General features: G+C 59.2%; 16 protein-coding genes. 10 read left to right on the forward strand and 6 right to left on the reverse strand.

Translation table 11 applies throughout. The features are described from left to right. Window positions 1-170: 170 nt before the first annotated feature. The 6 genes from IE123_RS12315 to lpxL all read left to right on the forward strand — a co-directional run bounded on the left by IE123_RS12315 (window position 171) and on the right by lpxL (window position 7,441). A complete protein-coding gene (locus IE123_RS12315; RefSeq protein ID WP_189518600.1) occupies window positions 171-1,118 on the forward strand; it encodes a DUF368 domain-containing protein in 948 nt (315 codons plus the stop codon). A gap of 16 nt (window positions 1,119-1,134) precedes the next feature. Then, a complete protein-coding gene (locus IE123_RS12320) occupies window positions 1,135-2,208 on the forward strand; it encodes a peptidoglycan DD-metalloendopeptidase family protein (protein ID WP_229819745.1) in 1,074 nt (357 codons plus the stop codon). Between the two features lie 110 nt (window positions 2,209-2,318). Continuing rightward, window positions 2,319-3,302, forward strand: coding sequence for an RNA polymerase sigma factor RpoS (rpoS, locus tag IE123_RS12325; protein ID WP_189518601.1), 984 nt, complete (start codon window positions 2,319-2,321; stop codon window positions 3,300-3,302). 307 nt (window positions 3,303-3,609) lie between these two features. After that, the gene (locus IE123_RS12330) at window positions 3,610-5,190 is read left to right on the forward strand and encodes a TolC family outer membrane protein (protein ID WP_189518602.1); all 1,581 of its coding nucleotides are present in this window, start codon (window positions 3,610-3,612) and stop codon (window positions 5,188-5,190) included. A 30-nt stretch (window positions 5,191-5,220) separates the two neighbouring features. Further along, window positions 5,221-6,399, forward strand: coding sequence for an alanine racemase (gene alr, locus IE123_RS12335; protein WP_189518604.1), 1,179 nt, complete (start codon window positions 5,221-5,223; stop codon window positions 6,397-6,399). A 115-nt stretch (window positions 6,400-6,514) separates the two neighbouring features. Continuing rightward, entirely contained in the window at window positions 6,515-7,441 is a 927-nt protein-coding gene (gene lpxL / locus IE123_RS12340; protein WP_189518606.1) for an LpxL/LpxP family Kdo(2)-lipid IV(A) lauroyl/palmitoleoyl acyltransferase, read from the forward strand. Window positions 7,442-7,527: 86 nt separating this feature from the next. Here the strand turns inward: lpxL and ettA are convergent, their stop codons facing one another. From ettA to IE123_RS12355, 3 genes are all read right to left on the reverse strand, one after another. Further along, entirely contained in the window at window positions 7,528-9,189 is a 1,662-nt protein-coding gene (gene ettA, locus IE123_RS12345) for an energy-dependent translational throttle protein EttA (RefSeq protein ID WP_189518608.1), read from the reverse strand. A 188-nt stretch (window positions 9,190-9,377) separates the two neighbouring features. Continuing rightward, window positions 9,378-9,566, reverse strand: a complete 189-nt coding sequence (locus tag IE123_RS12350; protein WP_189518610.1) for a PA3496 family putative envelope integrity protein — start codon at window positions 9,564-9,566, stop codon at window positions 9,378-9,380. 170 nt (window positions 9,567-9,736) lie between these two features. After that, the gene (locus tag IE123_RS12355; RefSeq protein WP_189518612.1) at window positions 9,737-10,174 is read right to left on the reverse strand and encodes a PAS domain-containing protein; all 438 of its coding nucleotides are present in this window, start codon (window positions 10,172-10,174) and stop codon (window positions 9,737-9,739) included. 261 nt (window positions 10,175-10,435) lie between these two features. On the opposite strand from IE123_RS12355, the gene IE123_RS12360 reads away from it, so the two are divergent. Then, a complete protein-coding gene (locus IE123_RS12360) occupies window positions 10,436-10,720 on the forward strand; it encodes an Rdx family protein (protein ID WP_189518614.1) in 285 nt (94 codons plus the stop codon). Between the two features lie 12 nt (window positions 10,721-10,732). Here the strand turns inward: IE123_RS12360 and IE123_RS12365 are convergent, their stop codons facing one another. Together IE123_RS12365 and IE123_RS12370 are read right to left on the reverse strand one after the other, a co-directional pair. Beyond that, window positions 10,733-11,713, reverse strand: a complete 981-nt coding sequence (locus IE123_RS12365; protein ID WP_189518616.1) for a zinc transporter ZntB — start codon at window positions 11,711-11,713, stop codon at window positions 10,733-10,735. Window positions 11,714-11,783: 70 nt separating this feature from the next. Further along, window positions 11,784-12,482, reverse strand: a complete 699-nt coding sequence (locus IE123_RS12370; RefSeq protein ID WP_373295802.1) for an arylesterase — start codon at window positions 12,480-12,482, stop codon at window positions 11,784-11,786. 1 nt (window position 12,483) lies between these two features. On the opposite strand from IE123_RS12370, the gene IE123_RS12375 reads away from it, so the two are divergent. From IE123_RS12375 to IE123_RS12385, 3 genes are all read left to right on the forward strand, one after another. Then, window positions 12,484-13,299, forward strand: a complete 816-nt coding sequence (locus IE123_RS12375) for an ABC transporter ATP-binding protein (protein ID WP_189518618.1) — start codon at window positions 12,484-12,486, stop codon at window positions 13,297-13,299. Then, a complete protein-coding gene (locus IE123_RS12380) occupies window positions 13,296-15,875 on the forward strand; it encodes an ABC transporter permease (protein ID WP_229819746.1) in 2,580 nt (859 codons plus the stop codon). The genes IE123_RS12375 and IE123_RS12380 overlap by 4 nt, the downstream gene beginning before the upstream one ends. A gap of 561 nt (window positions 15,876-16,436) precedes the next feature. Beyond that, entirely contained in the window at window positions 16,437-17,396 is a 960-nt protein-coding gene (locus tag IE123_RS12385; protein WP_189518620.1) for an ATP-grasp fold amidoligase family protein, read from the forward strand. An 88-nt stretch (window positions 17,397-17,484) separates the two neighbouring features. Here the strand turns inward: IE123_RS12385 and IE123_RS12390 are convergent, their stop codons facing one another. Continuing rightward, window positions 17,485-18,864 carry an O-antigen ligase family protein gene (locus IE123_RS12390; RefSeq protein ID WP_189518622.1) on the reverse strand — a complete coding sequence of 460 codons (1,380 nt, stop codon included), beginning with the start codon at window positions 18,862-18,864 and terminating at the stop codon, window positions 17,485-17,487. Window positions 18,865-18,947 lie beyond the last annotated feature (83 nt).

Raw genomic sequence — 18,947 nt, forward strand, 5'->3', positions numbered from 1 at the left:
TCATCGTTGATGAACACCCCGGGGCAGACAGGTGCAAAAGGCGATGCGATACTCGCGCCCCTCGAATCGAAGGGGCGTGGCAGACACTGGCCTGTGTTCAGCGCTGATGCGCTCTTTTGCATGTGTCCCGAGTCGGTCTTTGTGCCGCCCAAATATCTGGAGTAGAACAAGTGAAAAGGCATGTGACGCTTTTTCTGAAGGGAATGGGCATGGGTGCTGCGGATTCCGTGCCTGGCGTTTCCGGCGGTACCATCGCCTTTGTGACGGGCATCTATGAAGAGTTGATCGAAACCATTCGTCGCTTTGGCCCGAGTGCCATCGGTGCGCTGCGCGAGCATGGTCTGAAAGGTCTGCTCGTTCATCTCAATCTTGGTTTTCTGATACCGCTTCTGGCCGGTGTGGCAGCCAGCGTACTCAGTCTTGCCCATCTGGTGAGCTATCTGCTCGAACACCAGGCCATGCTGCTCAATGCCTTCTTTTTCGGGCTGGTGGTCGCCTCTGCCATTGTGGTGGCACGCCGGCTGGATCGCTGGCGGCTGGTATTTCTGATCCCTCTGGCGCTGGGTGCGCTGCTGGCACACTTCCTGCCGGCCTTGCTGCCCAGCGGCAGCGGAGCCTTGATGCTTTTTGTGGCGGGGGCCATCGCGATCAGCGCCATGCTGCTGCCCGGGGTATCCGGGAGTTTTCTGCTGTTGACCATGGGCATGTATCACACCGTGATCGACGCCATCAAGGCGTTTGATATCGTGACCATGGCGCAGTTTGCGCTGGGCTGTCTGCTGGGACTTTTCACCTTCTCGCGCGTGTTGTCATGGCTTTTCAGGCACCATTACTCCAATACGCTGTATCTTCTGATCGGCTTCATTCTGGGGTCGCTGCCGGTGCTGTGGCCCTGGCGTTCGCTTGAGAGCTACACGATGTCGCCGGATGGCGAGGTGGTGCCACTGAAATACCAGCTCCTGTCGCCGGAGGCCTATACCGCCGTGACTGGCGAGCCGGCTCATCTGTGGATGGCGCTGGCGCTGGCGCTGATCGGATTTGTGGTCGTGGTGGCTGTGGGAGAGCGCTCCGGTGCTACCTCGTCACGGGTATCAACCGACAGTCAATCAATGCCATAAGGAGTAGAACAGGGACATGAATCGATTTCATCTGCGCATGCGGCAGGTCACGCTGGGCAGCAGCGTCGTACTGATGGCAGTGCTGGGCGGTTGCGCCCAGGTCAGCAGTACGCCTGCGGTGGAGGAGGCGTCCTTCAACCAGAACTCGATGGCCAACGGCATTTATCACGTGCAGCGTGGCGATACGATCTACTCGATCGGCTGGAAAACCGGCATCGATTTCCGCCGTCTGGCCTCGCTCAACAATCTGGAGCCGCCCTACAACATTGAGCCCGGGCAGTCACTGCGGCTCAATGACGGTGTCAGTGCACCGTCGGCGCCTTCCTCTTCTCCGGCATCGTCTTCAGGCAGCAGCGGTACCCATGCCACGGCGCTCAGCGGTGCGCAGGGCAGTGACGGCAGTGGGGGCGATGACAGCTGGCTGGCACCCGATGAAGACACCATCAAGCGTAATCAGGATGCCGGTAGCACGTCGGCATCAGGCTCTCAGGGCCAGCTCTCCCAGAGTGCCGTGGGTGCCGCCGCCGGAGTGGGTGCCGCCGCCGGAAGTGCCAGCGGCAGCAGTGGCCAGCAGAGCAGCCAGAGCCCGGCGCCATCACAGGGTAGCGGTTCATCATCGGGCAGCAGCAGTGCCGGCAGGACCGACAACGGCGGGACATCCGTGGCCGGCAAGAGCACCAGTGAAGACCGCTCCGATCGTACCTATACGCCGGCAACCAATATCAAGTGGCAGTGGCCTACCGAAGGCAAGGTTGTAGGTGATTTTGGCGACAAGACAAATCTCACGGCCGGGATTGATATTGCTGGTCAAAAGGGGCAACCTGTCAAGGCAGCCGGCCCCGGTATTGTCGTCTACGCCGGTGATGGCGTTCGCGGCTATGGCAATCTCATCATCCTCAAGCACAACGATCACTTCCTCAGCGCCTATGCGCATAATGACGCCTTGAACGTCAAGGAAAACGATGTTGTCCGTCAGGGGGAGACGATTGCGACCATGGGGTCGACGGACGCTGATAGCGTCAAGCTGCATTTTGAAATACGCCAGGATGGCCAACCGAAGGATCCGATGCAGTATCTGCCGGGTCGCTGAGGCACCAGGGAGACCGCTCATCCCTATCGAGATGAGCGGTGTTATGAGACCCGAGGGATCACCGACATTGTCGATGACACGGGAACCTCAAACGAAAAGGGGAAGTCGATATGAGCGTGGTTGAACAGGGATTGCACGACGACGTTGAGCTGGAAGAGAACGAAAACGAGCTCTCGCTCGATGAAAATGATAATAACAAGGAAGTTGATAACGAAGACGCGTTCGAAAAAGCCCTGAACCGGGAAGAACGTCAGCAGCATCAAAGTCTTGATGCGACCCAGATTTATCTCAACGAGATTGGATTTTCACCGCTTCTGACACCGGAAGAGGAAGTCCATTTCGGCCGTCTTGCGCGCAAGGGTGACCCGGCCGGGCGCCAGCGCATGATCGAATCCAACCTGCGTCTGGTCGTCAAGATCGCACGGCGCTATCTCAATCGCGGACTGACCCTGCTTGATCTGATTGAAGAGGGCAACCTGGGTCTGATTCGCGCAGTCGAGAAGTTCGACCCCGAGCGTGGTTTCCGCTTCTCGACCTACGCTACCTGGTGGATTCGCCAGACCATTGAACGGGCACTGATGAACCAGACCCGTACCATTCGTCTGCCCATCCATGTGGTGAAGGAACTCAATGTCTATCTGCGGGCATCGCGCGAACTGACCCAGAAGCTCGATCATGAGCCCACGGCAGACGATATCGCAGAGCACCTTGATCGTCCGGTGGCTTCGGTCAAGCGGATGATGGGACTCAACGAGCGCGTCTCCTCGGTGGACTACCCCGTGGGCAGTGAAAACGACAAGCCGCTGCTGGATACGCTGGCCGATGAGAACGAGGCCGGGCCAGAGTCCGAGCTGGTCGACTTTGACGTCAAGGCCCATGTCGATGAGTGGCTCGGCGAGCTGACCGAAAAGCAGATGGAAGTGGTGGTACGTCGCTTTGGTCTGCGCGGTCATGAGGCTGCCACGCTTGAAGAGGTGGGCGAAGAGATTGGCCTGACGCGCGAGCGTGTTCGCCAGATTCAGGTCGAGGCACTCAAGAAGCTGCGCCGCATGCTGGAAAAGCAGGGGCTGTCGCTGGATGCCATCTTCGAATAAGGCGGCCATGGCCTGAGGCCGGCCAGTCAAGACATCCCCTGTCGCAGGCAGGGGATGACCAAAAACGGCGCCAATTCTGGCGCTGTTTTTTTAATTGGATGTGGTCTTGCGGGATGCTCGGCAAGTTACCACCACCTTTAAACATTCAGGAATGTATGTAAAATCCTGCAATGTGCTAAGCTCGGCACATCATGAGGTCGCTGCATTGTTGTCAAAACGATGCACTCGATAGAGTCACCAGGTTGCCAGCCGGTCACAGGATACTGACCAGAGACGGCCATAACCGTTTTAGACAGGAATTCATTTGATGCGTAAGTTCAGAGTACTGCCACTGGTGCTTGCCGTCTCGCTCGCAGGCCAGGCTCAGGCGGCTGACCTGATGACCATCGCGCGCGATGCGTTGATCAACAATGCCGATCTTGCCGCCTCAAGAGCTGGCTACAGCAGTGTGGAAGCCGGCGAGGATATTCAACGGGGCAATCTGCTGCCCCAGGTCAGCGCCAGCGGCGGCGTGACACGCTACAACATTACCTCCTCCCAGCGCAGCAATCTTGCCGGCGCAGGCGGGGGGGCTGGCGGTGGCGGGGGTAATCTTGCCGGGGGTGGCAGTGACGACCATTACACCGGCACCACGGTGCAGGTACAGGCCACTCAGGCCCTGTTCGATGCCACCAACTGGTATCAGCTGGAAGCCTCAAAACGCCAGACCGCGCAGGAAGCCCTGAATCTGCGTGTCGATCGCCAGCAGCTGCTTTATAACGTCTCTCAGGCCTATTTTGAGGTACTGCGCGCCAAGGAGCAGCTTGACACCCTGCGCGCCGAGGAACAGGCCGTGGAGCGCCAGCTCGAACAGGTTCGCCAGCAGTTTGATGTCGGCATTGTGGCAGCCACCGATGTGTATGAAGCCCAGGCCTCCTATGACCTGACCCGCTCGCAGCGCATCTCTCAGGAAAGCACCCTGCAGGTCAACTTTGAAGCGCTTGAGCGGTTGACCGGCAAGCAGTATCCCAGCATTGATGGCCTGGCCGACGATATGCCCATCGAGCGCCCGACACCCGCCAGCCAGCAGGCGTGGGTCGAGATGGCGTCCAGCCAGAATCTGAATCTGCTGGCTGCCCGCGCCGCCGTAGAAGTGGCGCGTGCCAACCTCGACACCTCGCGTGCCGGGCATCTGCCGACCCTGTCTGCCTTTGCCAACTATCAGTATGGCGACAGCAGTCAGGATAATCTGCGCGGCCACAACGAGCAGAACCAGATCGGGCTGGAAGCGACCATCCCCATCTATACCGGTGGCTCTACCAGTGCTCAGGTCCGCCAGAGCACCTTCTCGCTGGAGCAGACGCAGTATCAGCAGGAATCACAGCTGCGTACTGCCGTACAGCAGGTACGCTCCTACTATGCCCAGGCGCTCAATAACGTGCTGAGCGTGCAGGCGCAGCAGCGTTCCATCGAGTCCAATCGCAGTGCCCTGGAAGCCACGCGCAACGGCTATGAGGTCGGCACACGTAATATCGTGGATGTCCTCCAGGCCCAGCAGAACCTCTTTACTGCCATCTCCAACTACGCGAATGCGCGTTATGACTATGTGCTCAACATGCTGAGCCTGCGTCAGGAAGCCGGTATTCTCGATGTCGATACGCTGGAGGTGCTCAACAGCTGGCTGCGCGCGGACGAGGCGGTATCGCTGAACTTTCAGTCACAGGACACCATGGGGCTGGGTATTGGTGACGACCAGCCGGACCCCGGCATGAATGGGCCCAGCCCGCTGGAAGGAAACCAGGGTGGTGGCGGTCAACGTGAGCTGCCGCCGCCCAATCGCACTGCCATGCCGGATAACAGTGATATCAATGGGCTGGGCCGCGGCATGCCCGGTAATACCGGTTACTGATACCCATCCTCCTGCACGGGATTTGACCACATGAGGCCGCTGACGGCGCATATTGATCTGGATGCGCTGCGCCACAACTACCGTCAGGCGTGCCGATGCGCGCCGGAAGCGCGCGCCATGGCCGTGCTCAAGGCCAACGCCTATGGGCACGGCAGTACAGCCTGTGCCCACGCGCTGGCGGATCAGGCCCCCGCCATGGCGGTGGCCTGTCTGGAAGAGGGCCGGGCCCTGCGCGACAGCGGTATTGCGTGTCCGCTGGTGCTGCTGGAAGGTTTTTTCGAGCCCTGTGAGCTCGATGAAATCATTGCCGGCCACTACTGGAGCGTGTTGCATACGCACTGGCAGGTGGATGCCATGCTGGAAGCGCTTGAACGTTGGCCACAGCACCGGGTCACGGTGCTGGTCAAATGTGACAGCGGCATGCACCGGCTGGGCTTTGCGCCCGAGGATGTTGCCGAGGTCTGTCAGCGGCTGACGGCACACCCGGGCATTGCGCAGACGCTGCTGATGACTCATTTTGCGACGGCCGATACGCCCAACAGTCCGCTTTTGACAGCGCAGCTGGCCACGATCAATACCCTGCGTCAGCAGCTCGATCTCCCCGGCTGTTTCGCCAATTCCCCGGCTACCCTGAGCGTACCTGAGGCCCATCATGACTGGGTGCGCCCGGGTGTCATGCTCTATGGCGTCAACCCGCTTGAACCGCAGCATCCGCGTCATGGCGAGATTGATCAGGCCCTGGAGCCTGTCATGACGCTGGAAAGCCGGATCATCGCCGTGCGTGAACTCAAGGCCGGCGAGCCCATCGGCTACGGTGCCCGTCATGTCACACGTCAGCCCACGCGGGTCGGGGTGGTGGCCTGCGGTTATGGCGATGGTTATGATCGTCATGCACGAGAAGGCACCCCGGTCCTGGTGGATGGCCAGCGCGTGCCCATCGCCGGGCGAGTGTCGATGGACATGCTGACCGTGGATATCACGGCGCTGCCCGAGGCCGGCATAGGCTCACGCGTGACCCTGTGGGGTCGCGACGTTAGCGGCGCCGTGCTCAACGTCAGTGAAGTGGCGTTGTGGTGCGATACCATCGCCTACACGCTCCTGACCGGTATACTGCCGCGGGTGCCGCGCCGTTATCATCACGGCGGCACGCATGAAGGCTTGCCGAATGAGGCAGCACCGAATGGCGGTGTTGTCGGCACCCCAGGCTGAGCAGTGCCCATGCTCGATGGCTGCCACCTTGTGACCCATGATTTCTTATACTGGCTGCAGACCGTAATGCTCAGGCCTCACGTGTCTGCGCGCAGGAAGTGATACAGGCTGATTGATGAGTAAACGCAAGCGTCACGAATACCCCGAGTCCTTTGCGCACCCGCGCTACTGGCCGACCTGGTGTGCGATCGGCCTGATGCGCGTCGGAGCCTTTCTGCCCTGGCGGCTCAAGCTCTGGATCGGCACCGCCATTGGCGAGCTGGTCTGGCGCTTCGTCAAGCGTCGTCGTCATATCACCGAGACCAATCTGCGCCTGTGCTTTCCTGAGCTTGATGAACACGAGCTGCAAAAACTGGTACGGCGTACCTTTCACGCCAACGGGATCGGCATTCTGGAAACCGCCACCGGCTGGTGCCGCGACCCCGAGCATCTGCGTCACCGGGTCAGCTTCAAGGGTACCGAGCACATGGAGGCGGCGAAGGCCCAGGGCAAGGGCGTGCTGATCATCGGTATCCACTTCTCGACGCTGGATCTGGGTGGGGCGCTGCACTCGCTGTTCTTTGATGCCGACGTGGTGTATCGCCCGCACAACAATCCGCTGTTTGAACGCTTCATGACAAAGGCAAGGCGCGGCATCTTTGGCGCTGCCATTGATCGTCATGACCTGCGTGGCGTGGTCAGGCGTGTCAAGAGTGGCCACGCAGTGTGGTATTCGCCGGATCAGGACTTCGGCCGCGAGGCGAGCGTCTTCGCACCGTTTTTCGGCATCGATGCGGCCTCGATCCGGCTGACGGCCAAGATTGCCCGCATGACGGGCGCTCCGGTCATGCCGCTGATGTTTCATCGCAACCCGGATAACCGCACCTATACGCTGGAGTACCTGCCGGCGCTGGAAAACTTCCCCAGCGGCGATGAGGTAGCCGATGCCACTCAGGTCAATGCCTTCATCGAAATGGCCATTCGCAAGCATCCCGAGCAGTATCTCTGGCTGCATCGGCGCTTCAAGACGCGTCCGGAAGGCGAGGCCTCCTTCTACGACTAGCGCATCAATACGGACAGAAATACGCACACGAAAAAGGGCCACCCCGGCGGGGTGGCCCTTTTTGATGGTAGCGATCCGGACGCGGATCAGGCGTCGATGCGCTTGTACTTCACGCGCTTGGGTGTGTCGCTGCCCACGCGCTTGTGATAGTCCGCTTCATAGTCGGTGTAGTTGCCTTCGAAGAACTCCACGTGGGAATCACCTTCATAGGCCAGGATGTGCGTGGCCACACGATCCAGGAACCAGCGGTCGTGGCTGATGACCATGGCGCAGCCCGGGAAGGCCAGCAGGGCCTCTTCCAGCGCGCGCAGGGTCTCGATGTCCAGGTCGTTGGAGGGCTCATCGAGCAGCAGCACGTTGGCGCCCTGCTTGAGGGTCTGCGCCAGCTGCAGACGGCCACGCTCCCCGCCGGAGAGATCCTTCAGATACTTCTGCTGGTCGTTGCCCTTGAAGTTGAAACGACCGACATAGGCACGCGAGGAGACTTCGTAGCCGTTGATGCTGAGCATGTCTTGGCCGCCGGAGACGGCTTCCCAGACGGTCTGGCGATCATCCATCGCATCGCGCAGCTGCTCGACGTAGGCAATGTCCACGGTCTCACCGATGACCACCTCACCGCTGTCAGGCTGTTCCTGACCGGTGATCATGCGGAAAAGTGTCGACTTGCCGGCGCCGTTGCCGCCCACGATCCCCACGATCGCACCGGCCGGTACGGCCATCGACAGATCCTCGATCAGTACCTTGTCGCCAAAGCGCTTGGTGACGTTGTGCAGCTCGATGACCTTGTCGCCCAGACGCGGTCCCGGCGGAATGTAGATCTCGTTGGTCTCGTTACGCTTCTGGAAGTCCCCGGACTGCAGCTCATCAAAGCGGTTAAGACGTGCCTTGCTCTTGGCCTGGCGGCCCTTGGGATTCTGGCGAACCCATTCAAGCTCCTGCTTGATGGCCTTCTGGCGCGAGGCTTCCTGCTTGGATTCCTGCTCCAGGCGCTTCTCCTTGGCCTCAAGCCAGGTGGAGTAGTTACCTTCCCATGGAATGCCACGGCCGCGGTCAAGCTCGAGAATCCAGCCGGCGGCGTTGTCCAGGAAGTAGCGGTCGTGCGTGACCGCCACAACAGTGCCGTTGAACTCGGTGAGAAAGCGTTCCAGCCAGCCCACGGACTCGGCGTCCAGGTGGTTGGTCGGCTCATCAAGCAGCAGCATGTCGGGGCCGGAGAGCAGCAGTCGGCACAGGGCGACACGGCGGCGCTCACCACCGGAGAGATGCTCGACACGGGCATCCCACGGTGGCAGGCGCAGCGCTTCGGCGGCTACTTCCAGCTTGCGCTCGAGATTGTGGGCGTCACTGGCCTCGATCATGTTCTCAAGGCGCGCCTGCTCGGCGGCGAGCGCATCGAAATCGGCGTCCGGCTCGGCGTAGGCGGCGTAGACGGCGTCCAGCTTTGCCTGCGCATCGGTGATCTCGGACAGGGCTTCCTCGACGGTCTCGCGGACCGTCTTGCTGTCGTCAAGCTCCGGTTCCTGCGGCAGGTAGCCCACGTTGAGATTGGGCATGGCGCGGGCTTCGCCGTGATAATCCTGATCGACGCCCGCCATGATTCTCAAAAGGGATGACTTGCCCGAACCGTTAAGCCCCAGGACACCGATCTTGGCACCGGGGAAGAACGACAGGGAAATATCCTTGAGGATGTCACGCTTGGGGGGCACGGTCTTGCCCACCCGGTTCATGGTATATACGTATTGCGCCATGGGAGTGGATTCAGCCTCGTAGTCAATGGTGATAGGCAGGGTATCAGAGGCAGTCTTTTGCCAGTACCGTGATGATAGAGATCAGGGGGCATCACGGCCAGCGTAAAGCGGGGGAGAGCATCATCTTCAAAGACAGGCAGGGCGCCCCGCGGGCGCCCTGTGAAAGGGGACAATGGCAGGCAGGGAGGCTATTCCTCCTCGTCCCATTCGTCCCAGCCATCGATCAGATCGCGCTCGAGCCGACGCGTTTCCAGCAGGGTTTCAAGTCGCCGGCGCGCGCAGACCTCGCCCTTTTTGGGGCGTGCGTTGGGCGTCCAGGTGTCATCGTTGACGGCGTCAAGCTCATCGGGTGCTTCATCAAACAGCTCGGTACTCATGGTGGCTGCCCTGTGCTGCAAAAAAGGCTATATAGCGCCGTTTAATGACGCAGGCAAGCGGTTTTTTACCCATTGAGACGCCGGTTGAAATGCGGCGGAATGCATTGCCGGGAAAACGCAACGGGGCCCGCACATGGCGGGCCCCGGAGAGGATCAGAACAGGAAGGGAATCAGGAGATTTCTTCAACACGAGCGCGCAGACGCTCAAGCTCCTGCTGGGCCTCAACTAGGCTGGTGACATCCTTTTGAACACCGATAAAGTAAAGAAGCTGGTCTTCTTCATCGTGTACGGGCGTGATGGAAAGCTCATTCCAGAACAGCGAGCCATCCTTTTTATAATTGCGGATGATTTCACGGCAGACATGGCCTTCCTTGAGGGCGTCACGGATGCGGTCAAGGCCGGGCTGCTGGTTATCACCGTTTTGCAAAAAGCGACAGTCGCGGTAGAGAATTTCATCTGCGCTATAGCCGGTCAGCGCTTCAAAGCCGCTGTTGACGTAGATCAGGATATTCTCATTGCCTTCCTGCTCTGCCACGACAATGCCATCACCCGAGGCATTGACGACACGTTCGAGCAGTTCGGGACTGATCATCCGCGGTGTTTGCATGATCGATACTTCCTCAAATGAAAAGGCTGTCCGGTGAGATGGATGGCAGCTTTTCGGTCATGAAAGATAGGCGGACATGATATGAAGCTCAGCAGGTGCGATGCCAGCATAAAGAGTAGTAAAACCGTATAACCCTCGGTGTAGCATTAGAGACGTTAATGGCCAGCGAGATTTTTAAATGCTCCTGCTGCCCCATGTCACACATGAGGCCGCACCAGGGGCTGATTGCCATGACAGGGCCATCATCAACAGGAGATCTTCATGAAAATCACTATTCATTACTGCACCCAGTGTCAGTGGCTTTTACGTGCCGGATGGTACGCGCAGGAGCTTTTATCCACCTTTGGCGAGAGTCTTGAGCAGGTGGCGCTTGCTCCAAGTCATGGCGGCCATTTCGAGGTTCTGATCACGACCGACGCCCAGAGCGAACCGGAAGTGGTCTGGGAGCGCAAGCGCGACGGTGGGTTTCCCGATATCAAGGAGCTCAAGCGCCGGGTACGGGACCGCCTTGATCCCGAACGTGATCTGGGCCATATCGATCGTTGAACCGATGAGGGGCTACCACCAGCGCCATTTTTTCAACATGGCCATGACACCGGCGCCGACCAGCATCGATAGTCCCAAAACCACGGCAAAGCCCGCCGGGCTTTCGGCGCCAGGAATACCGCCGACGTTGATGCCCAAAAGCCCGGTCAGAAAGGTCAGGGGCAGAAACACGGCCGTCATGATGGCCATCAGGTACATGCGCTCGTTGAGCCGCTCGTTGTGCGAGTTCCAGATCTGCTCCTGCAGAATCAGGGCACGCTCCTGCATGGCGCGAAAGTCCTCGACGTAGCGAAAGAGCTGGTTGGAGGCCTCGCGCAGCCACAAACGGGCGGTGTCATCAAGAATGTCATCCTCTGCCAGCCGCGCCAGGCAGTGATACTGGGGCTCCATGAAACGGCGCAGCGTGATCAGGGGCTGACGGATATCGGTCAGATCCCTGTTGGTAATATCGACGGCCCCTTCGACTGTCTGGCGCTCTTCCAGTTCGCCCAGGGCATCATCCAGCTGATGGGTCAGATCACCCACCCGGTCGACCAGGGTATCGGCCATGCCGGCCATCAGTTCGCCGACATTGCGGGCACCTTCACCGGCCTCAAGATAGGCACGTACCTGCGTGATCGACTGCAGCGGTCGCCGGCGCACGGTGATCAGGCGGTTGTCGGTCAGCCAGACCCGCAGCGAGACCAGGTCATCCGGATCGGCCCCCGGATTCAGGTTGATGCCACGCAAGGTGGTGATCCTTCCGCCCTTGAATACGGCCACGCGGGGGCGCGTATCCTCTTCCGTCAGTGCCTCGATGATGTCCTCATCGAGGGCGGCAATGGTGCCGAGAAAGTGATCGACATCCTTGTGGGTAAAGTCCAGATGCATCCAGAGCGGTGCCTCGTCGTGATGCCAGACGCGCGCCAGCGCCTCGGGATCAAGAGGCGTACCGTTGCCCTGGCCATCCAGACGATAGGCAACCACAAAGGAAGAGAGAGGCGCAGAGGACATGACAGATTTTCCACATGAGTCGTAAGGGGCAGGCTGCGGGGCGGCCCGACCGCCCCGCTTGAATCAGTACTTAAGGGCGGCTGGCAGAAACCGTGTCGCCTGATGATGCTTCATCAAGCATTGATGCCACGGTGGGCCAGATATTATCAAGCATGATGGGCTGGCCCTGAGCATTGGGATGAATGCGATCGGGCTGCATCAGCTTGTCGTTCAGGACGACCCCTTCGAGAATAAAGGGCACCAGCGGCACATCGTACTGGCTGGCAAGCGTCGGGAAAACGTCGGCGAACGCCTTTGTATAGGCCTGGCCGTAATTGGGCGGAATCAGGATGCCCAGCAGGGCGACACGGGCGCCGCTGGCCTGGCTCTTCTCGATCATCTGCGCCAGGTTATCCTGCATGCGATCGGGTGGCAGCCCCTGCAGGCCATCGTTACCGCCCAGTTCCAGCAGCACGATATCAGGGTGGTGTGTCTCAAGTGCCTCGGGCAGTCGCTCAAGCCCGCCTGCCGTGGTGTCACCGCTGATACTGGCATTGATGACCGTGTGTTCACCCGGTGCCTCGGACGCCAGCCGCTGGCGCAGCAGATTGACCCAGCCCTCATCGCGGTCGATACCGCGAGCGGCGCTGAGACTGTCACCCAGCACCAGCAGTGTCTCGGCGCGTACCGGCTGCAGCGCCGCCGCCAGCACCAACAGCAGCATGAGTAGTGTCCGTCGGGCGCCCAGACCGGTGCGGCATGAAACATTCATCCAATTCAGGTAGCGCAAGATGTCGACTCCAGAAGCCAGGAAACATGACGTTGAGCACCCCGCGCAGGACGAAAGCCCCCGGGCCGGTCATGAGCGAAGCGCTCGCCAACAGGATAGAACACCGATACTGATGGCGCGCCAGCTGGAGAAGACCGTCGGCAGCGGGTCGCGGGCGCTCACCATTTTGAAAGACCTGAACGTGGAGATTCATGCCGGTGAGAGCGTGGCGATCGTGGGCAGCTCGGGCGCGGGCAAGTCCACGCTGCTGGCGCTGCTTGCGGGGCTGGATACGCTCACCCGCGGCGAGCTTTCGCTGTTTGGGTCGTCCCTGTCATCGCTGGATGAAGACGGTCGCGCGCGTCTGCGGGCAGGCCAGGTCGGTTTCGTGTTTCAAAACTTTCAGCTGCTGCCCACGCTGACGGCGCTGGAAAACGTACTGCTGCCGCTGGAGCTCAGCGATACCGGGATCGATGCCCGGCAGGCGCGTCAGTGGCTGGCGCGCGTAGGCCTTGAGGCGCGGGTGCAGCATCTGCCCAAACAGCTCTCGGGCGGCGAGCAGCAGCGCGTGGCCATTGCGCGTGCCTTTGTGACCCAACCGACGCTGGTGTTTGCCGATGAGCCGACCGGCAATCTTGATCGTGCCACGGGGGGGAAAGTCGCGGATCTGCTGTTCACGCTCAATCGCGAGTCCGGCACCACGCTGATTCTGGTCACCCACGACCCGCAGCTGGCGGCGCGCTGTGACCGTACGCTCACACTTGAAAACGGGCGGCTGCATGAGGGCGTCAGCGCCGCCGCTTTGCACCATGTCCCTGATGGAGTCGATCACCAATGAGTGCCCGATCGACTCCCAATGCCGTCCCTGAAATACGCAAGCCTCAGTCAGGGCTTTCTCATACGCTGCGGCTGGGGTGGGCCGGTCTCCGGCGTGACCTGCGGGCCGCGGACGTGCGCGCGCTCTTTCTGGCCCTGGTGCTGGCAGTGGCCGCTACCACCATGATCGGTTTTTTTCTCGATCGCATCGGCAGCGCGCTGGAGCGTCAGTCCGGCCAGTTGCTGGGCGGTGATCTGGTGCTGGTGCAGGGCAACCCCTTTGATACCGAGATACTCGATACGCTGGAAGACGCCGGGATGACCACGGCGCAGCAGGTCAATACGGTCTCGATGGCCGGCTTCAATGACCGCTTCCAGCTGGCAAGCCTCAAGGGCGTGGCCCCGGCCTATCCACTGTATGGCAGCTTTCAGGTCGATTTCGGCGACGGCCCGGAAACCACCGTCCGGCTGCCGGAGCGACACACCATCTGGATCGAGCCGCGGCTGGGGACCGCGCTGGGACTGGAGCTGGGAGACGCATTAACGCTGGGAGATGAGCAGTTTCGTGTCAGTGCCTGGATCGTGGAAGAGCCGGATCAGGACGTGGGGCTGGCCAGCTTCAGCCCGAGGGTCATGATCAATCTGCCCGATCTGGAGCGCGCCAACCTGATCCAGCCCGGTGCGCGATTGACCTGGCGACTGCTGGCGGCCGGCCCGCCGGAGGCGGTGCGTTCGCTGGATGATCAGCTGGAAGCCTGGCAGGACCGTGGCATTCGCGTCATTGATGTGCGCAAGGACAGTCCGCGCATCGGTCGGGCGCTGGAGCGCTCCCAGCAGTATCTGAGTCTTTCCGGGCTGGCCGCCGTCCTGTTGGCAGGCGTTGCCGTGGCCATGGCCACCCGCCGCTATGTCGAGCGGCATCTGGATACGGCGGCCCTGATGCGCTGTTTCGGCGCCAGCCAGCAACAGCTCTCGCGCATCTTTGCCGCCCAGCTGGCCATGCTCGCCCTGACGGCTGCCGCAGCAGGCGCCGTGCTGGGCCTGGTCGGTCAGTGGGCACTGCTGACGCTGCTGGTACGGTTCCTGCCGCTGGAATTGCCACCCCCGGGGCCACTGCCGCTGCTGCTGGGCATGTTGACGGCCGTGGCCATTCTGATCGGGTTCGCCGGCCCGACGCTCTTGCGTCTCAAGCAGGTCAGCGCGCTCAAGGTGCTGCGTCGGGAACTGGCGCCGCTGCCGGCCGCCGGCTGGCTGATCATTGGCTGTGCCAGTCTCATGTTTGGCGCGCTGCTGTGGCTCTATAGCGGCGATATCGTGCTCTCGATCGGATTGCTGATCGGCGGGCTTGTGGCCCTGGTCGTGCTGTGGGTGGTGGCGCAGGGAATGTTGTCACTGCTGCTGCGCGGGGCGGGGCTACTGCCGCTGCACTGGCGCATGGGCAGTCGACAGCTGGCGCGGCGGCGGCAGTCCAGTATCGGACAGATCGTGGCCTTTGCGGTGACCTTTGCCCTGATGGCCCTGATCGCGCTGGTACGCACTGACCTGATCGATGACTGGCAGTCGAAGCTGCCCGCCGATGCACCCAATCAGTTCGCCATCAATATTCAGCCCAGCCAGCGCGACGGCTTTATCAGTGCGCTGGATAACATTACCGATAGTCGCTCGGCGGTCTATCCCATCGTGCGCGGGCGACTGGTCGAGATCAACGACATCACCGCGCGAGACGCAGTGCCCGAGGAGGCCCGAAACGACGGCAACCTGCGCCGCGAGATCAATCTGACCTGGGCGACCACCATGCCCGATAACAACACGCTCACTGAAGGGGCGTGGTTTTCAAATGAGGACGAACAGGGCGAAGAAGCAGCCACGCGTGATGGTCTGGTGCCCGTCTCGGTGGCGGAAAGCATGGCACGGGACCTGTCCCTCGACATCGGTGACAGGCTGACCTTCGACATCGGCGGGCGTGAAGTCACCGCACAGATTGCCAGCCTGCGTCAGGTGGACTGGGAGTCGTTTCAGCCCAACTTCTTCGTGATTTTCCCACCCGGCGCGCTGGAGCGCTTCAGTCACAGCTTCATTACCGCCTTTCATCTGCCCACGAATGAACAACAGGCGCTGGGGCCGCTAATACAGCAATATCCTTCGGTATCACTGCTGGATATCGACGCCATTTTGCAGCAGGTGCGCGATCTGCTGCGCCAGGTGTCCAGAGCGGTGGAACTGGTCCTGCTGTTTGTATTGCTGGCCGGTGTAGCCGTGCTTTACGCGGCGCTGACGGCGTCCCGGCCGGCGCGAGCCCATGAGTGGGCGCTGCTACGGGTGTTTGGCGCCGGTGATCGAAGGCTGGTACGCACGCAACTGGCGGAATTCGGCTGGCTCGGTTTTGCCAGCGGCCTGCTGGGCGCAATGCTGGCGGAGGGGGTAAGCGCGCTACTGTATGGCGTCTGGCTTGATCTGGAACCTCGCGTGCATCTGAGCGTATGGCTTTTGATGCCGCTGGGTGGCGCGCTTCTCATCGGATGCATTGGTTATCTGCTCAGTACCCCACTAAGGCGTCAGGCTCCGATGGAGAGCCTGCGGCTGCTGGGTGAGGGGTAGCCTGTACGGACATCCTGAAGGCTTCACTCAGCTCCCTGGAACTTCCGGCCATCACTGGCCGGAAGTTTTTTAATGCTCGCCTGCTCAAATAGATATGGCAATAAAAGTCCATTATGTACGCTGGTAAAGAGAGCCATCAGCTGACAGTCATATCGTCAATCGTCATCGAGCGGTTACCCGCAGAGGAAGAAGGCCTTCAGTTTATTAAGAAGTATTAATAATGATTCCGTTGTCATATCAAAATGCTGGTATTTTAATATTATGACTGCAAAATCAAAAAGCTAGCAAAACTTCAATGCCTCATACCTTGGTCATATTTTTCGCATTTTCAATGCCGAAAGGACGCTTCTGCATAGTCAGAAAGACCCCGTCTCTATACATTCCGCGAATCTGAATAACCCCTCATTAAACCTTCCTTAATAATCAAAAAGGCACAGAGGGCCTGTCAAATTGCCAGACACTGGCATGCGCTGTTATCTGACAAATGCAGGGTACAGAGCACGCTCTACTGTTTTGGCTGCATTCGTCGTCGGCGTTGATATCATCAAGGGGCATAAAAGCATGAGAAAGCTGCGAAGCTTGATCTACCAACTCTTCAAAAAAACGCCGGACGCTATCTATTTCAACCTGAACTACCTGCGCCTTCACGGTCGTTTCTGCAATTTTAGATCCCCTAAAAGTGTCAGCGAAAAGATCTTTTACCGCATGCGTTACCCGCATCCGTGCTTTTCAACGCTGGCTGACAAGGTGGCAGTACGCAGCTACATCCGTGAGCGCGCCGGCGAGCAGTATCTTGTGCCCTTTGTCGGTGTCTACGACACGATCACCGAGCGTGAGTTGAGCGCGATCAAGGAGCCCTTTGTCATCAAGGCCAACCATAGTGCCGGACAGGTCAAGGTGGTCAAAAAGCCCTGGCATACGGACATGTTCGCCCTGGCCTGTGAGGCCAATCAATGGCTGGATTATGACTATGCGAGCCTGCATCGCGAAAAGCATTATCGCGCCATCAAGCCGCAGCTGGTGATCGAAAAGGCGTTGCTGATTGATGGAGAAGTCCCGGCGGATTACAAGGTGCTGGTACTCAATAATGGTGATGAGCAGGAGATCTATATTCAGCTGATTGCCGGGCGATTTACCGACATTCGCTGTCAGTTCTTTACCGAAGACTGGCAGATCGCACCGTTCAATCGCCGTGGCTACAAGCCTCTGCAGGGAGAGGAACTCAAGGCGCCCGGCTGCCTTGATGAAATGATCCAGGTCGCCAGGGCCCTTTCCGAACCGTTCAGTTTCTGCCGCGTGGATTTCTTTGTGGTCGGCGAGCGCTGCTATGTGGGCGAGCTGACGTTTACGCCAGTGGCAGGGGAGTTCGTGCTCGATCCGGTCAGCGCGGATTTTGAGCTGGGCAGCAAAATCGGTTTCCCGGAAAATATCGATCTGACGAAGCCGCCGACAAGGCTGGTTAAACCGGCGGTGCCTGGTGCAAGTGCAACCGAGGCAGTCACTGTGACCGAACCGGCCTGAGCATCAGGCAAGGGTACAAGAACAAAAAACGGCAGCCCGATTCGGGCTGCCGTTTTTTGTGGTCCATACAGCGTTTTTGCCGTAAAGCCTACGACTGGGTGTGACAGGCAAGACGCCTGCGCATGCTGTAGGTGTAGGCCATGCCACCCACGGCGCCTATCAGATAAACACCCGTCTGGTAGGCCATATAACTTTCAAACAGATTAACAACACACCAGAAGACGAAGAAAAGCCCTAGAAAAATAGCAACATCAATAGGCATATCGCCGCGACGCCAGCTTCTCCAGGTTGCTGCAGCTACTGTCATTACTGTAGCCAGGTAGACCAGAAAACCGCTGATACCATTGGCGATCAATATGGTCAGATAGCTGTTGTGAAAGTGAGTCAGATTGTCCCGAGCAGCGATGACACCTAGCGTAGTGTCACCAACAGGGTTGGTACTTTGTAGCAACAGTGGAATATGGCTTTTGGGGCCCCATCCGAACCAGGGCTGTTCCGCGATCAACTGCAAACCGTAATGCCAGGCATGAATGCGAAAACCGATGCTTGTGTAAGGTACCCTGGCAAGGTTGCCCTGTAATGCTTCTGCAATGACGTTGTCTTCACGCAATATACGAGCAAGCAACTGATCACCATAAAAAATGGCCAAGGCTATTCCGATAGCGATAACAATAAAAACCATCAGGAAAATATAATTTTTTACGGCGGCCGAGTGTAATTTGCCTCGAACCATTGTTATTAGTATGCCCACTAAACCGATAACAATAACGATGCCTAAACCCAGCCAGCTGGCACGTGTCATGGTAATGGTCCATGCCATGAGTGCCCATATGGCTACTGCAGTAAAACAGAATCTAGCCGCCCATTTTTGCCACCGTGCCCCATGCCTGGTCACTTGCATGAAACGCCAGGAAAAGCAGGCCTGCGCAATGAGAATGACGCCTGCGCATACGCCTGCATGCTGCCAGTTTTTAAACCCCAGGGTCGGGCGTTCACCGGCACTGACGTAGTGCGTTAGCGTTGCAAGGCTTTCTCCTGTCATCAGAGAGCCTGCGACCATACCCAAAAGCAGTGCGCTCAATGTCCAGAATGCGATGCGCGTGCTACCGGCCATGATCCAGGCAATAGGCAAGATCAAAAACACCTTGGTCAGACCCCGCATGCTCTTGATTTGATCCTCGGCGTAATCAGGGAACATGGCCATGGCCGGGGGCAGGGTAATCATCTGCAATATCAGCCAAATGCCTAACAGTAACCATAATGGATCGCGAAATGAACGTGCACGCTGTGGCTGAACAAACAGGGCAATGAGGTAGACCAGCATTAAAAGAGGCTCGAGCGCGCGCGAGACATCCAGGCTCAATATCCAGGTGAACATGTAAAGCAAAAGCGCGGCAATGCCAATGCGGTGACACCAACGAGTGGTCGCGCTGTGTGTCCATATGGGAAAGGAAGCAGTATTAACCATGCTACGCCTTGTTTGTGGATGGTTTTAATCATGGCCGGCGCAATGTAACGAAATGCTTAAATATTTAACAGGGTTTAATAAAA

This window comes from Kushneria pakistanensis (assembly GCF_014652795.1).
In the GTDB taxonomy this organism is placed as follows: domain Bacteria; phylum Pseudomonadota; class Gammaproteobacteria; order Pseudomonadales; family Halomonadaceae; genus Kushneria; species Kushneria pakistanensis.